This is a genomic window from Hyphomicrobium sp. GJ21 (assembly GCF_001006785.1).
In the GTDB taxonomy this organism is placed as follows: domain Bacteria; phylum Pseudomonadota; class Alphaproteobacteria; order Rhizobiales; family Hyphomicrobiaceae; genus Hyphomicrobium_B.
This window is the reverse complement of record NZ_CDHO01000004.1, coordinates 132,433-147,014: the sequence shown is the minus strand read 5'-3', so window position 1 is coordinate 147,014 and position 14,582 is coordinate 132,433. Positions and strand designations below refer to the sequence as shown.

15 protein-coding genes are annotated in these 14,582 nt (G+C 60.3%); 9 read left to right on the top strand and 6 right to left on the bottom strand.

Translation table 11 applies throughout. The features are described 5' to 3' along the window. Window positions 1–343: 343 nt before the first annotated feature. From uvrA to HYPGJ_RS18320, 4 genes are all read left to right on the top strand, one after another. On the top strand, window positions 344–3,415 hold the full coding sequence (uvrA, locus tag HYPGJ_RS18335) for an excinuclease ABC subunit UvrA (protein WP_244466301.1): 3,072 nt from the start codon (window positions 344–346) through the stop codon (window positions 3,413–3,415). Between the two features lie 49 nt (window positions 3,416–3,464). Then, window positions 3,465–3,950 carry a cupin domain-containing protein gene (locus tag HYPGJ_RS18330; RefSeq protein WP_046848653.1) on the top strand — a complete coding sequence of 162 codons (486 nt, stop codon included), beginning with the start codon at window positions 3,465–3,467 and terminating at the stop codon, window positions 3,948–3,950. 254 nt (window positions 3,951–4,204) lie between these two features. Further along, window positions 4,205–4,714 carry a VOC family protein gene (locus HYPGJ_RS18325; protein WP_046848652.1) on the top strand — a complete coding sequence of 170 codons (510 nt, stop codon included), beginning with the start codon at window positions 4,205–4,207 and terminating at the stop codon, window positions 4,712–4,714. Window positions 4,715–5,242: 528 nt separating this feature from the next. Further along, window positions 5,243–5,464, top strand: coding sequence for a hypothetical protein (locus tag HYPGJ_RS18320; RefSeq protein ID WP_046848672.1), 222 nt, complete (start codon window positions 5,243–5,245; stop codon window positions 5,462–5,464). Window positions 5,465–5,682: 218 nt separating this feature from the next. Here the strand turns inward: HYPGJ_RS18320 and HYPGJ_RS18315 are convergent, their stop codons facing one another. After that, on the bottom strand, window positions 5,683–6,276 hold the full coding sequence (locus HYPGJ_RS18315; RefSeq protein ID WP_244466299.1) for a Swt1 family HEPN domain-containing protein: 594 nt from the start codon (window positions 6,274–6,276) through the stop codon (window positions 5,683–5,685). Then, a complete protein-coding gene (locus tag HYPGJ_RS18310) occupies window positions 6,269–6,901 on the bottom strand; it encodes a DUF5343 domain-containing protein (RefSeq protein WP_143440554.1) in 633 nt (210 codons plus the stop codon). Before HYPGJ_RS18310 ends, HYPGJ_RS18315 begins: the two co-directional genes overlap by 8 nt. Before the next feature lie 1,027 nt (window positions 6,902–7,928). On the opposite strand from HYPGJ_RS18310, the gene HYPGJ_RS18305 reads away from it, so the two are divergent. Continuing rightward, window positions 7,929–8,273 carry a zinc ribbon domain-containing protein YjdM gene (locus HYPGJ_RS18305; RefSeq protein WP_046848650.1) on the top strand — a complete coding sequence of 115 codons (345 nt, stop codon included), beginning with the start codon at window positions 7,929–7,931 and terminating at the stop codon, window positions 8,271–8,273. Window positions 8,274–8,498: 225 nt separating this feature from the next. Here HYPGJ_RS18305 and HYPGJ_RS18300 read toward each other — a convergent pair whose 3' ends face one another. After that, window positions 8,499–8,795 (bottom strand): hypothetical protein, encoded by a 297-nt coding sequence (locus HYPGJ_RS18300; RefSeq protein ID WP_046848649.1) that lies wholly within the window; start codon window positions 8,793–8,795, stop codon window positions 8,499–8,501. Window positions 8,796–9,123: 328 nt separating this feature from the next. Between HYPGJ_RS18300 and HYPGJ_RS18295 the strand changes: the two genes are divergently transcribed. Beyond that, window positions 9,124–9,831, top strand: coding sequence for a carbonic anhydrase family protein (locus HYPGJ_RS18295; RefSeq protein WP_046848648.1), 708 nt, complete (start codon window positions 9,124–9,126; stop codon window positions 9,829–9,831). A gap of 25 nt (window positions 9,832–9,856) precedes the next feature. Here HYPGJ_RS18295 and HYPGJ_RS18290 read toward each other — a convergent pair whose 3' ends face one another. Together HYPGJ_RS18290 and HYPGJ_RS18285 are read right to left on the bottom strand one after the other, a co-directional pair. After that, on the bottom strand, window positions 9,857–10,135 hold the full coding sequence (locus HYPGJ_RS18290) for a hypothetical protein (protein ID WP_046848647.1): 279 nt from the start codon (window positions 10,133–10,135) through the stop codon (window positions 9,857–9,859). 121 nt (window positions 10,136–10,256) lie between these two features. Continuing rightward, on the bottom strand, window positions 10,257–10,544 hold the full coding sequence (locus HYPGJ_RS18285; protein ID WP_046848646.1) for a hypothetical protein: 288 nt from the start codon (window positions 10,542–10,544) through the stop codon (window positions 10,257–10,259). A gap of 209 nt (window positions 10,545–10,753) precedes the next feature. Here HYPGJ_RS18285 and HYPGJ_RS18280 point away from each other — a divergent pair, with 209 nt between their 5' ends. From HYPGJ_RS18280 to HYPGJ_RS18270, 3 genes are all read left to right on the top strand, one after another. Beyond that, a complete protein-coding gene (locus tag HYPGJ_RS18280; RefSeq protein ID WP_046848645.1) occupies window positions 10,754–11,599 on the top strand; it encodes an SDR family NAD(P)-dependent oxidoreductase in 846 nt (281 codons plus the stop codon). Between the two features lie 51 nt (window positions 11,600–11,650). Further along, window positions 11,651–11,938: a hypothetical protein gene (locus HYPGJ_RS18275; RefSeq protein WP_046848644.1), complete on the top strand. Its 288-nt coding sequence runs from the start codon at window positions 11,651–11,653 to the stop codon at window positions 11,936–11,938. 95 nt (window positions 11,939–12,033) lie between these two features. Next, window positions 12,034–13,254: a serine hydrolase domain-containing protein gene (locus HYPGJ_RS18270; RefSeq protein ID WP_083984205.1), complete on the top strand. Its 1,221-nt coding sequence runs from the start codon at window positions 12,034–12,036 to the stop codon at window positions 13,252–13,254. Here HYPGJ_RS18270 and HYPGJ_RS18265 read toward each other — a convergent pair. Further along, window positions 13,251–14,570: an MFS transporter gene (locus HYPGJ_RS18265; RefSeq protein WP_046848643.1), complete on the bottom strand. Its 1,320-nt coding sequence runs from the start codon at window positions 14,568–14,570 to the stop codon at window positions 13,251–13,253. The genes HYPGJ_RS18270 and HYPGJ_RS18265 overlap by 4 nt on opposite strands. Window positions 14,571–14,582: the final 12 nt, after the last annotated feature.

Genomic DNA, 14,582 nt, shown 5'->3' with positions numbered 1-14,582 from the left:
TCGCCACTTCGCCACTTCGCCACTTCGCCACTTCGCCACTTCGCCACTTCGCCACTTCGCCACTTCGCCACTTCCCCACTTCCCGGGAAGGGCGGGAGAGGGAAAGGCGCGGCGGTTCCGCGACTTGGCGGGAGGAAACAGCAGGCGGCTGTGGCTTTTCCCGTCTTGCCAGCGGATTGCGTCTAGGCGGCCATCAACGCGAACCCTTGAAAATGGGGGTCCTCGACATCATTTTCGGTCGCTCGCGTGGGGTCGCATTGCGGCGCCCCCCGCCCTTCGGCTAGACCGTTGCCCCATGAAATCACCGACAAAAAAGCTGGCCGCCCGTCCCGGCTCCGAATTGATGAAGACCATTCACGTGCGCGGCGCGCGTGAGCACAATCTGAAAAACGTCGATCTCGAAATTCCGCGGGACGCGCTGGTCGTGTTCACCGGGCTTTCGGGTTCGGGGAAATCGTCGCTCGCCTTCGACACGATCTACGCCGAGGGCCAGCGCCGCTATGTCGAAAGTCTTTCGGCCTACGCGCGGCAGTTCCTCGAGATGATGCAGAAGCCGGACGTCGATCATATCGACGGTCTGTCGCCTGCCATCTCGATCGAGCAGAAGACGACATCGAAGAATCCGCGTTCGACGGTCGGCACGGTCACCGAGATTTACGACTACCTGCGTTTGCTGTTCGCGCGCGTCGGCGTTCCCTATTCGCCGGCGACAGGGCTGCCAATCGAAAGCCAGACCGTTTCGCAGATGGTCGATCGCGTGCTCGCTTTGCCGGAAGGCACGCGGCTGCTGCTGCTTTCACCCGTCGTGCGCGGGCGCAAGGGCGAATATCGCAAGGAAATCGCCGAGTGGCAGAAGAAGGGCTATCAGCGTCTCAAGATCAACGGCACGGTCTACGACATCGGCGACGCGCCGAAGCTCGACAAAAAATACAAGCACGACATCGACGTCGTCGTCGATCGCATCGTTGTGAAGAAGGACTTGGGCACGCGGCTCGCAGATAGCTTCGAGCAGGCGCTGAAGTTGTCCGATGGTCTCGCGATTACGGAGTTTGTTGATAGGCCGCTCAACTCTCCCTCTCCCCGCAAGCGGGGAGAGGGTCAGAGTGAGGGGCAGCAACAGAACGAGAAGCAAGCGGCCACCCCTAACCCCATAAAGGATGGCGAGAGGGAGCAACGCGGCATCCTTCAAAACAAGAACGAGACGCATGAGCGGATCATGTTCTCGCAGCGGTTTGCATGTCCGGTGTCGGGCTTCACGATCGACGAGATCGAGCCGCGACTGTTCTCGTTCAACGCGCCTGCGGGCGCCTGCCCGACCTGCGACGGCCTCGGTTCGGAACTGCGCTTCGAGCCGGATCTCGTCGTGCCGGATTCAACGCTCTCGCTTGAAAAAGGCGCGATCTATCCGTGGGCGAAAACCGGCGTGTCGTCGCCCTACTATGAGCAGACGCTCGAAAGCCTCGCCAAGCATTACAAAGTGTCGATGAAGACGCCGTGGGAGCGGCTGCCGAAGCATGTGCAGCTTGCGCTCCTCTACGGCTCGGGCGACGAGGACATCGTCTTTACCTACTGGGACGGCACGCGCAACTACTCGACCGAGAAGCCGTTTGAGGGCGTCATCGGCAATATTACGCGGCGCTTCAAGGAAACGGACAGCGATTGGGTGCGCGAAGAACTCTCGCGCTATCAGGCGGCGCACCCGTGCGACGCGTGCGGCGGCTATCGCCTGAAGCCGCAAGCACTCGCGGTCAAAATCGGCGGCAAACACATCGGCGAGGTCGGCGATCTCTCGATCAAGGCCGCGAACGAATGGTTCGCCGAGATTCCGAAGACATTTTCGAAGCAGCAATCGGAAATCGCGACGCGCATCCTGAAGGAAATTCGCGACCGGCTGAAGTTCCTGAACGACGTCGGATTGCAATATCTGACGCTGTCGCGCTCGTCCGGCACGCTCTCAGGCGGCGAATCCCAGCGCATCCGTCTTGCTTCGCAAATCGGCTCGGGGCTAACCGGCGTGCTCTACGTGCTCGACGAGCCGTCGATCGGGTTGCACCAAAAAGACAACGACCGCCTGCTCGGTACGCTGAAGCACCTGCGCGACATCGGCAACACCGTCATCGTCGTCGAGCATGACGAAGACGCGATCATGACGGCCGATCATATCGTCGACATCGGGCCGGGCGCTGGCATTCACGGCGGCCGCGTCATCGCGCAAGGTTCGCCGAGCGACATCATGGAGTCGGCCGAGAGTCTCACCGGCGAATATCTGTCCGGCGTTCGCTACGTGCCGATCCCGAAAAAGCGCCGCGCGCCCGATCCGAAAAAGATGCTGACCGTCACCGGTGCTCGCTCGAACAACCTCAAGGATGTCACGGCGTCGATCCCCGTGGGGCTGCTGACCTGCATCACCGGCGTGTCGGGCGGCGGAAAATCGACGCTGCTGATCGACACGATCTTCAAGGCCGTGGCGCGCAAGCTCAACAACGCCAAGGATCATCCGGGCGAGCACGACAAGATCACCGGCATCGAGAATTTCGACAAGATCATCGACATCGATCAATCTCCTATCGGTCGAACGCCGCGTTCGAACCCGGCGACGTATACGGGCGCGTTCACGCCGATCCGCGAATGGTTCGCGGGGCTGCCGGAAGCGAAAACGCGCGGCTACGAGCCGGGCCGCTTCTCGTTCAACGTCAAGGGCGGACGCTGCGAGGTTTGCCAGGGCGACGGCGTCATCAAGATCGAGATGCACTTCCTGCCCGACGTCTACGTGACCTGCGAGGAATGCAAGGGCAAGCGCTACAATCGCGAGACGCTCGCCGTCACGTTCAAGGAGAAGTCGATCGCCGACGTGCTCGACATGACGGTCGAGGAAGGCGCGGAATTCTTCAAGGCGGTGCCGTCGATCCGCGACAAGCTCGAAACGCTGGCGCGCGTCGGGCTCGGCTACATCAAGATCGGGCAGCAGGCGACGACGCTGTCGGGCGGCGAAGCGCAGCGCATCAAGCTGTCGAAGGAACTGTCGCGGCGCGCGACGGGACGTACGCTGTACATTCTCGACGAGCCGACGACGGGTCTGCATTTCCACGACGTCGCGAAGCTACTCGAGGTGCTGCACGAGCTTGCGGATGCGGGCAACACCGTCGTCGTCATCGAGCACAATCTCGAAGTCATCAAGACGGCCGACTGGATCGTCGATCTCGGCCCCGAAGGCGGCGATGGCGGCGGCACCATCGTCGCGGCGGGCACGCCGGAGGACGTCGTGAAGGTGAAAGAGAGCTACACGGGACAATATCTGAAACCCGTGCTGGCACGCCGCGCCGCGGCCGGCTCGACGAAGGAGAGTCGCGACGCGCATCAAAAGAGCGAGTCGGAAGGCACAGCCAAAAAGAGCAAGCGGCAAGCGGCGGAGTAATTTGCACTCGCTCTGATATCGCGACCAGAATTTAAGCGGAGCACCCGAGATGGCCGACACCAAAGCGGACGCGCCGCTTGCGATCAAAGCCGACGCAGTTCCGCCTCGGACGAAGCCCTCCAACTATCCGGAGCCGTTCTTCAGCCGCATGGCGAAGCGCGAGAAGAGGCCGCTGGGCGACCTCTTCGGCCTCAAGAACTTCGGCGTGAACCTGACGCGGCTGCGGCCCGGCGGCGAGTCGGCGCTGCTGCACCGGCACAGCAAGCAGGACGAGTTCGTCTATATTCTGGAAGGCGCGCCGACGCTCATCACCGATCAGGGCGAGATCGACCTCGCGCCCGGCATGTGCGCGGGCTTTCCGGCGGCGGGCGTGGCGCATCACCTCGTCAACCGGACGGCGAGCGACGTCGTTTATCTCGAGATCGGCGATCGCACGCCGGGCGACGAAGGCAGCTATCCCGCCGATGATCTCAAGGCCGTGCTCGGCCCCGACGGCGCCTGGATTTTCACGCACAAGGACGGCCGAGCCTACTGATCGCGCCTGTCTGCCCGCCCGCAAGCATCCCTGGCATTTCCGACGGATCCGCGATCGGGAGTCAAAAAGCGTAACTCCGATGTCGGAACCGGTACTGCGCGGCCGTCTTAGTAAGACACGCGCCCCGCGCACCATCAAGCGCGCCGGGCGGCCGGCTCCTCGCAGAGGAGTCGCCCGGCGCAAACAAAAAACGCGCTTTCCGGCCGGCTCGCCGGAGGCGAGTCGGAAAGCGCAAACAAAGGGAGAGACCACTCATGGCCAAGAACACGATCTGCGTCTGGTACAACAAGGACGCCGAAGAGGCAGCGCGCTTCTACGCCGAGACGTTTCCCGATAGTTCCGTGGGCTCCATCCATCTTGCGCCGAGCGACTTCCCGTCAGGCAAGGCGGGCGACGTGATCGTCGTCAACTTCACCGTCGCGGGCATTCCGTGCATCGGGCTCAACGGCGGCCCCGCGTTCAAGCACAGCGAGGCGTTCTCGTTTCAGATTTCGACCGAGGACCAGGCAGAGACCGACCGCTACTGGAACGCCATCGTCGGCAACGGCGGCCAGGAGAGCGCGTGCGGGTGGTGCAAGGACAAGTGGGGCGTCAACTGGCAGATCACGCCGCGCGTGCTGACCGAAGCGCTGGCCATCGGCGGCGACGAAGGCCGCCGCGCGTTCGAAGCCATGATGACGATGCGGAAGATCGATGTTGCGGCGATTGAGAAGGCGAGGAAGGGGGTGACGTCAGCAACGACCGCGCAGTCAGCGGAAATTTAGTCCACAAGTTAAAAGTCGGACGCTCAAACTCTTGCGCCGCAAGACAAAATTATTAATCGCGCACCAATCGTCCGACTTGTAAGCTCTTGATGCGAAACGACCGCCCTCTGATTTTAAATCAGAGGGCATCGAAATCCTTTCCTTGAAACCTCGATCAACGTGCCTCAGACGTTCGAGCAACAGCACGATCTGGGGGAAACGGCGCATGGAGCAAACGACATTTAAGGCGATTTGCGAACTCATTGCGCAAAGAAAGGTCCGCGTTTCAGCACATGCCTTCGCCCGTTGCTCCAAACGGGGCATTTTGACAACAGAGGTAATCTTCGGAGCAGCTGTTGGCTCGCCAATCGAAGACTACCCTGACTACCATGTTGGACCCGCCGTACTTGTGTTACAGTACGATGGCACTAATTTGCCCATTCACGCTCTATGGGGCTTGGAAAAGGGAACGACGGAACCCGCTGTCTTGGTTACGGTCTATAGGCCTGATCGAGATGAGTGGACGCCGGACTTCAGGACGCGCAGACGATGAAAACAAGACCGACCATCGAACTCGTGCACGAAGGACATTACGCCGCCGAGGTCGACGTTACGCAAATCGAGACCGATAGCGAGTGGGCGCCGTACTATGGGTTGGAAGACATCGAGAAGCTCGACAAGGTTCGCTTGGCCCTTCGCCGCGGCGACCTCAAAGCTGCAGCCAAGCTCGCTCGCGTATATGAGCTGCGGCCGATTTCGGCGGCGGAGTAAAATGGTAACGGGTCACAGATGAAGAAGATCTATGTGGCGGGCGATTGAGAGCGGTGGGCGGGACGGCGCTTCAATAAGAGACAAATTGGTAATCCTAGGAGTCTAAGTTATGAATAGTATTGACGCCAGTTAGGTTTGGACTCTAACGGCGCCAAACTATATCTCCCCGGAGCCTCTGGCTCCGGGCCCCTTTTCCGCCCTTCTGGAAGGGGCGAAAATCAAACTCCGACCTGACGAAGCCAGTCAGTGACATGGCTCTCAAGCCGGCGAAACTCTCCCGGCATTAGCAATCTGTTATGGGCGATGTAATTCCTCGCTTGCTCCAATTCGTCCATACGCTGCTTCAGCCAATGTTGCGTCGGAACGAGGTCAGAGAACTCATCCCAATTGCTAATGACTATGTCAGCGAGCTGACCGAATTCCACGAATTGAAGAGGATCGGATTTCTCGCCTTCCAACCAGCTATTACTTGTCGCCGCGGCACGCCTGCTATCGGAAACGGAACGGACCTTATTTGGCACTGCGTCCGTAGCCCACCAATCAGCGCCTCGCCGCTCACTCAATCGTTGGGCAATCAATTGCCTAACCGAATTTTCGAAGCAGTAGATGAGCGCATACAGCCGCGTCATGCGCATCGCTTCATTTCGAAGCGGAATTGGAAAAGGTCGAAGAACTTCCTCCATCAAGCTCGCTTCGACATCCAACTGTGCGGCGCCGACCCGAACGCCTGCTGTTCGGAAAACTTCAGCGTCAGCTTCAAACATCATAGCTCGAAATAACCACTGGCGAATATCCGCCGCGCTGCTAGTCAATGAGGTTCTCCCGCAATGACTTGAATATTGCGTTATAAACTTCGATCTCCTTAGTCGCGGGAAGATGAACCTGAATATTGTAGATTAGGCCGACGCCCGGTGGCTTCTGCGAACCGACTGGTGTTTGATCCGACTTCTCGGCGCTCGGTAATCCGCCGGCATTGAGAATGCCAGCGCCCGCTCCTGGAATTTTCCGTTTTCTACCGCCCGCCAAGTCCGCCAGCTTCAACAATGCAAAGAACGTCATTGCCTGAAGCTCGGCAACTCGATCTGTAGTGTTGTGCGTGGACTTAAATTTACCCTGAATGATCTCTCGATCCGCCTCGGTCGGGTTTGCGTTGATGTGAAAAATATCCTCGTAAGCCTCTAAGAGTGCCTCGCCCAGAATTGCTTTTGCAGTCGCGCCACCAGCTCGATAATCCAAGTATCGCTGCGTTGGCTGCCCTGACTCGGACAGAAACCCAAGCGTCTTGAGCAGAGGAACAATTGCACGATCGGTACTGCTGCCGAATCCAACGCTAGCGAGATGTTCAACGTTGAACACTTGAGGTGCCGTTCCCTTGACTATTTGATCAAAGATCGCACCAACATTCTTCACGCTCCCCAGATATCGATCCGTCAACATCTCAAATTTCTCCATAGAATATGATTAAATCATAGTTAACAAAATCCATCCGTCAAGAAGAAACAATGACATGTCATCGAGGTGCCCGGGCGCAGCATAGCTAAAATGGGAAAAGATCTGGTTTTGATTGGTCGAATCAATTCTAACTTCTTGATATTAATATGTTTTATAATTCCAACTAATTCCAATTAGCCAACCAACTCCTCATTTTGTATTCCATGAGTTTCAAGGCTGTCTCGGCGAGGGCCAAGGAAAAGACCGGTCTTTCATATTGATTTTGTTGGACCACTTCCCTTTATCGGGCCGGCCGCCCAGTCACAAAAATCTTATCCCCGCCCTCTCCACTTCCCCCATAATCCCCTCACCCATCCGACAAGGGCAGCGTGCGAGGCGTCGCGCGGGGCTCGGGTGGGGCAGCCCGACCCGCTCGCGTCACGCGCGCGATGCGGACAAGGCGACCGGCCAAGTCCGCACGGCATGAGAGAAACCGTGTGCGGAATATCCCGCTTCCTTAAGTGGCCTGATCGGAACCCTGTTCTCGGTCTGTCACGGAGCGGACCGGTTCCGAGACCAAAATTGCGAAGACCACGCCGCGGAACCCGTCCGCTTCGTGCTTTACTCTTTTGCTTGCGCCATCCGACTCCCCTCCGGGGAGCCGGCCGGATGGCGCGTGTGCTGTTTCGAGCCGGCCGGTTACGCACGCGCTCTTTTCTTTGCACACAGCGACTCCCCTGCGGGGAGCCGGCCGCCAGCACATGCGTGGGTCGTCGTTCTTCGCACTTTATTTGGTGCTGGCGACTCCGCTTACGCGGAGCCGGCCGCCAGCACAGGCGTGTGTCCTCGTTCTTCGCACTTTCGGTCGAGCGAGGCCGCTCGAGGATGACGGTTTCACTCATTCCCGGCGGTTCAATTCTGCGCGAAAGAACCAACATCAAACGCGCCGGGCGTCCGGCTCAACACACATCCGCGCCATCCGGCCGGCTCCGCGATACGGAGTTGGATGGCGCCCTCAACAGAGGCATCCTCCATGAGCGCACTGCCACCCTGCCCGAAATGCTCCTCCGAATTCACCTACGAGGACGGCAACCTCTATGTCTGTCCGGAGTGCGCGCACGAGTGGAGCCCGCAAGCGGCCTCCGCAGCCGACGATGACGACGTGAAGGTCTACCGGGACTCGGCGGGCAACACCCTGCAAGACGGCGATACCGTCATCGTCATCAAGGATCTGAAGCTGAAGGGCTCAAGCAATGTCGTGAAGATGGGCACCAAGGTGAAGAACATCCGCCTTGTCGACAGCGATCACGATATCGACTGCAAGATCGAGGGCATCGGCCCGATGAGCCTCAAGTCCGAGTTCGTGAAGAAAGCGTAGGTGGGTGCTGGCGGCTCCGCTTCCGTTTTTGATTGCACACGGCGACTCCCCTGCGGGGAGCCGGCCGCCGTGTGCGTTTGTCGGGATCTTCGTCATCCTCGGGGCGCGGAGCGAAGGCCGGGGATCCAGCGGAACGCGAGTCGCCCGGCGCAAACAAAAAGCCGGACGGAGATTTTCCGCCCGGCTTGGATTGTCAGATCATGTCCCGCCGATGCGGGTGTCAGCTCACGGGCAGAACCACACCGGGCCGACGATCACGCAGCCGCGCGAACGCCAGTTGTAGGGGCGGTGGCTGTAACGATGCCAGCCGCGATAGTTGCGGTGCCGGTAATGGCGGGTGCCGTAGCCGCGACGGAAGTGGCGATGGCGATAATGTCCGCGGCGATGCTGGACGAGCTCGATGCCGCTCGTTTTCGCCTGGCTCAGCCCCGCGAGGCCCGCCGGTGCCGGTGCGGCCGACGCCGCGGAACTGCCGAAAGCGGTCCCCAGCGCCAAGACTCCAATAATTGCAAAACGTTTCATCACGATTTCCTCCTAGCTGGTTCGTGATTTTGGTCGAGGCCGTGCGCAGGGCAAGGGCGGCCTCGAGTACACAGCAGACGCATCATTGCGGCGTGCCGCATTCAATGAAAACGCGTGCGGCGCAAAATTCCGTCGTTTTTCGGCAAATCGCGCCATGATATGGGAATGCAAGCGATAATCGAGCGTTTGGCGTGCAGCGCATGGTTGCTGCTTCGTATCCAACGCGGTTCGCAAGCTTGGCTCGCCGATTATGCCGTTTTAACGGGCCATGCCTTAGAGATCACGCAAGACGTCACCTCATTCCGAAATATTTCGAGGAGATCACGCGATGCTCACACGACGGCATTTCTGCTGCAGCGGTCTGATCGCCGGCAGCCTTCTCACATTCGATCGCGCAGTCGCCGCCGGGAGCTGTGCGGTGCCGACGCGCGATCTGCAGGCGGCTTTGACGCCCGACGAAGCGCTCGCCAACCTCAAGGATGGCAATGTGCGCTTCCTGTCGGGCAGCACGCTCAACTGCGACTTGCTCAAGCAGGTGCATGCGACGTCGTCGGGGCAATTTCCGTCTGCCGTCGTCATTGGATGCATCGACTCGCGCGTGCCGCCCGAACTCGTCTTCGACCAGCGGATCGGCGACATCTTCAGTGCGCGGGTTGCGGGCAACGTCGTCAACGACGATATCGTCGGAAGCTGCGAATTCGCGACGAAGCTCTCCGGCGCGCGGTTGATCGTCGTGCTCGGGCATAGCGAGTGCGGGGCGGTCAAAGGCGCAATCGATGGCGCGGAGCTTGGCGAGCTGACGCAACTGCTCGCGAAGATCAAGCCGGCCGTGACGGTCTGCAACGATGCGCCGGGCGATCACATCTCAAAGAACAAGTCGTTCGTGCAGCAGGTGGCGGTAGCGAATGCCAGACTTGCGGCCGAAAATCTGACGAAGACCAGCGGCGTGCTTCGCGATCTCGTCGATGCCAAGCAGCTCAAGATCGTCGCTGCGATGCATGACGTGTCGACGGGGCGCGTGTCGTTTCTGGAGTGATCGTGGTAGGATTGACGCTGGCCGATCAGTATCGGCCGGGGCCGTAATAGCCGTCCGGACCGATATAGATGCGCATTCCCGGCCCGCGACGGCCATAGTCGAAGTCGCGGGCGTAGCTGTCGCGGTAGTCGGTGTTGCCGCCATAGCGGCGGAGCTTCTCGCGGTCCTGACTGTTGAGGTAGTAGCCGGCGCGTTCCTTGGCGCGGGCGCCTTCGACCTCGGCGATCATGTCCGCCTGCGCGACGGGAGCGCCGAATGCCACGGCTAACCCGACGCTCACGGCTGCGGTCCATATCCGTTTCATGGCAACTCCTGTTCGCGCATCATCGAGGCAGCTTAGCGAGGATAATCTATATGGGGTGTAAACGTCGGCCCACACCCCAACCGTTCCCGCCATTCATGCCGCAGGTATTGGATGGTTAACGCTACTCGCGCAGGACCGAGCGGATCTGATCCTCGTACTGCTGCACGGCTTCGAGCGCGCGGGCTTTCATGACGGGATCGGAATTCTGGGAAGCCGTGAAGCCTTCGATCGCAGCGCGCGCGTTGTTGACGATCTGACCGGCGGCGCCTTGCGGGTTCATCTCGCGGCTCGCAATCTTCTGCAGAAGTTGGGTGAGAATGACGCCAGTTGCGAGCGACAGGCCGGAGAGTTCGGCGACTTCGCGCTTCAAGTCCGCGAGGGCTTTTTCGGTGTTGGTCGATTCAGACATAGGTTCCGACTCCGTGCATCAGGATTTCCTGGCGTTGCTAATACGGCGGCGGCGAGCGCACAAGGTGGGGCTTTGAATTGCGCCTTGCGACTCCGCTTCGCGGAGCCGGCCGCAAGGTAAGTTTCTTCGGGCACCGTGCGACTCCGCTTCGCGGAGCCGGCCGCAAGGTGCAATATTGAAAAAACTTCGATACGGAGCGTGCTCGTCAAATGCCAACCGTTCTCATTACCGGAACTTCAACGGGCTTCGGCCTCGTCACGACCGTCGAGCTGGCGGAACGCGGCTGGAACGTCATCGCCACGATGCGTGACCTCGGCAAGCGTGCGGGACTCGATCGCGCCGTTGCGGCGGCCAACGTTCAAGGCCTCGTCAGCGTCGAGCAACTCGATGTCACCGATCCGAAATCGATCGATGCGGCGATTGCGCGCCTCGATGCGGAGGGACGGCCTCTCGATGCGGTCGTGCATAATGCCGGCGTTGCCGTCGGCGGCGCGTTTGAGGACTTGAGCGAGGCGAATATCCGGCGTGTCATGGAGGTGAACTATTTCGGCGTTCTGGCGCTTACGCAGAAGCTCCTGCCAGGCTTCAGAGCGCGTCGGCGCGGGCGTATCCTGATCGTGTCGAGTGAATCGGCGTTCGCCGGGCAGCCTGCGAACTCGCCTTACTGCGCCTCGAAATGGGCGATCGAGGGCTGGGCCGAGGCCGTCGCCTACGAACTCGCGCCCTTCGGCATCGACATCATTCTCATCGAGCCCGGCGCGTATCGGACCAACATCTGGGAAAGCTCACCGCGCGTGCTGCCCGAGACGAGCGCCTACCGGCCGCTGTTGCGTCACCTCGAGGTGACCGTCGATACTTACGTCGCGAAGTCGGCGCGCGATCCGATCGAAGTTGCCAAAGCAATCGCGAATGCTCTCGATGCGCCACGCCCGCGCTTCCGAACGGCCGTCGGTCCGACCGCGAAGTTCATGCATCTCGCGCGCGGGAAGCTTCCGTCGCGCACTGTGCGCAAAATTTTCGGCAGGTTCTTTGCGCTCCAAAAAGTGCGGTGGTGACGAGCGCTCGGTGCAGCGGCGATTTTCGATGATCCAACAGAGGAGTTTTCCATGACGGTCGATTATTGGATTGGCGCGGGCGTCCTGGTCGCGACGGCTGCGACGGACGCCGCTTATGTGATGTTCACGTCGTCCGTCGTCTCCCGACGCGCGCTTGCGGCCGCGAACTGGAGCAGCGTCTGGTACATGCTCTCATCGTTCGCGGTCATCAGCTACACGAACAACTGGATCTACGTCGGGTTTGCGATCGTCGGCTCCTGGATCGGCGCGTATCTGACGCTCAAATACTTTCATCGGGAGCCGAGCCATCCGCCAGCGCCGCTGCAGCCGAAGGCTTGAGGGCTGCTTTATTTCTTAAATTTTTACGCATGTTGTCGAGGGCGAGGAAGCATATCCGTCATCCGCCCTCGCTATCGAAACGGAGTGTCCTCAGCATGCACCCTTCTTCCGGTGCGATCATCCTGGAGCGTTTCATGGTCCACGTTGCGAAGGTTGTTGCGCTGGCGGGATTAGTTGCGTTCTCGAACGCTGCGCGGGCGGACGGCACGCTATCCGACCTGCTCGAACCGATCCGCGCGCAATATCAGCTTCCAGCGCTCGGAGCGGCGATCGTCAAGGATGGCAAGATCGTCGCGCAGGGCGCGGTTGGAGTGCGTGTTCTCGGCATGGACATTCCCGTCACGCAAGAGGATCGTTTTCATCTCGGCTCGGACGGCAAGGCGATGACCGCGACGCTCGCAGGAATGCTGATCGACGAGGGAAAGCTCCGATGGGATTCGACAATCGGCGAAGTGCTCGGACCGGTGCTGCCTGATCTCAAGCCGAAATTCGCCGCGATCACGCTGGAGCAGCTTCTCTCTCATACGAGCGGGATCCCGAGCGATACCGAAGATATCATGAAGCTCTATTTCAGCTCGGATGCGTTCGATTATACGTTGACGGCGTATCGGCTGCACATGATCTCCGAATGGAACGCGGCTCACGATCTGAGCGTGCCCTCGGGGTCGGCATTTCAATATTCGAACCTCGGATACGCGATCGCGGGCGCAATGATCGAACAAGCTTGGGGCAAGCCGTGGGAAGTTCTGATCACGACGCGAATCTTCGAACCGCTCGGCCTCAAGTCGGCGGGACTTGGACCGCAGGCGACGTTCGGAAAATACGACGCTGCGGTCGGTCATAGCGTCGATGCGGACGGCAAAGTCACTCCGCGGCCGTGGGGTCTTTCGGCCGACGGACCGGCAGTCGTCGGACCTGCGGGTATAGCACATATGAACGTCGCCGATTTCGCGACCTGGGCCGGATGGAATGCCGGAGAAGGCAAACGCGGACCGGCGCTGGTGAAACCGGAAACCCTGAAGCGGCTGCATCAAGCGCACATCAAAACTGAAATTCCGCATCCCAAACCGGGCACGCCGAAAAGCGGAAGCTATGCATGCGGATGGGGACTATCTCATTTCGATTGGACCGATAAGCCGGTGCTGGTTCACACGGGATCGAACTCGATGAACCTCGCGATGATCGTTGTCGATGTCGAGCACGATGCCGGGATCGTCGCGGTCACGAATTTCCCAGGCGAGAAAGCCGATGCCGCCCTAGTCGCGGTCTCGAAGGCGCTTTACACGCAGTATGTGAAAGCCAAGCCCGCGCCCTAACGCGACGCGGGCTCGCGCTCGCTCACTTCGTTGCGTGAAGATGGAAGAGGTCCCGCGGCACGAGGATCTGACAATCCCACACGCGCGGGTTTGACGGCGAACAGGCAAAGCCCCGCGACGAAGATCAGCAGGCTCGCGACCTGGAACGTCGTGCCGAACGGCACGTTCTGCTCTTTCAACATGCCGCCGACATACGTCATCACGCCGCCCGCCGTCGTGCCGACGAAGTTCAGCAGTCCGTAGGCGGTGGCGCGATGGCGGAAATCGGTCACGGTGCATGCGGCGGGCATCAGGTTCGCATCGAGAAATCCCTGAGACATGCCAGCGACCAGCACGCACGCAAGAATGATCGGAATGTAGTCGACAGCGCCCACCGCGAACAGGCACGGTGCGGCGATCATGAATCCAATCGCTGGGACGAGTGCGCGGGCGCGTTCGTTCCAGCCCGACCACCAATCGGAAATGTTGCTCGCGATCAGCATTCCGATAAACGCCGCGCCGTTGAACGTCATCGGTCCGTAGATGCCAGACCAGGCTTGATCGACGCCAAGCTCGGAACGGAAGAACTCCGGAAGCCAGTTTCGGACCGGCCAGTATGCGGCGCCGTTCAAGAGATTCATCGCGAGGAGAAAGAGGAAGCCGCGCGTCGTCAGCAGAGATTTGAAGGCACCGGCGAGCGGCGTCGATGGCAATGCTTCGAAGGCGGCGGTGGCTTCCCGTGCCTGCTCATCGGATACGCGATCGGTCGGGCGCGGGAAAAATATCATCAGTACCAGCGCATACGCGACTCCGATCGCGCCCATCACGAGGAAGCCGGTTCGCCAGCCGTACATTTCGGCGAAGGCTCCGCCGAGGCCGCCGAGAACCGAGCCTGCGTAGACGCCACTCAAGTGAAGGCCCGTTGCCCGGCTACGCGTCGGCCCGCGATGATATTCGACGATCAGCGCGACGGCGGCCGGCATGTAGAAGGCTTCGCTGACGCCCAGCATGGCGCGCGCCGCGAGCATGCCTTCGAACGACGTCACGATGCCGGTGACGAAGGTTGCCGCCGACCAGACAAGCAAGCTCGCGATGATGACAGGGCGCTTGCCGAAGCGATCCGCCACATAGCCCGCGATCGGCGAGCAGATGCCGTAGATCCAAAGAAAGACCGAGGAGAGAAGTCCGAAGCGCTCGTTGCCGATGCCGAGGTCGGCCTTGATCGGGCCGGGCATGGTCACAACGAGTTGGCGATCGAGATAATTCAGGGTCGCGACGAGCCACAGCAGAGCAACAATTGCCCATGCTCCCCGGCTCAAGCGCTCGGCGCGATGCATTCTTCCCCCTTT